1 pseudogene is annotated in these 313 nt (G+C 71.9%); it reads right to left on the bottom strand.

Annotation, left to right across the window (positions count from 1 at the left end):
• Nucleotides 1–295, bottom strand: a pseudogene (locus ACFWJO_RS38840) (hypothetical protein); the annotation flags it as partial.
• Nucleotides 296–313 lie beyond the last annotated feature (18 nt).

Below are 313 nucleotides of genomic sequence, written 5' to 3'. Positions count from 1 at the left end.
CGGTGGCGCGATCCGGCGCGGAGGAGAGGTCTCGGACGACGACCCGATCGACGTCCGGCCAGCTCAGTTCGCCCGCAGCGGCACGTGCGGCAAAGGGGGAGGTGCTGGGGACGACCGCGGTCGGGGCGACGCCATCCGGGAGCACGTCCATAGCAGGTCGGCCGGCGAGGGCAGTCACGTGGGGGCTCGTGGACGTGGCCGCAGAGCCGGAGTCCGGTCCCGTCAGCGACGTCCGGATCATGGGCCAGGCCTCGCCAGCGGGGAATGCCGAGATCTCGTACACCGTGCCGTCCATGCGCCAGCGTTCCTCCTT

The organism is Streptomyces sp. NPDC127092, assembly GCF_042722475.1.
Lineage (GTDB): Bacteria > Actinomycetota > Actinomycetes > Streptomycetales > Streptomycetaceae > Streptomyces.
Note: the sequence above shows the minus strand (reverse complement) of the source record. Positions and strands in the feature narration are given on the sequence as shown.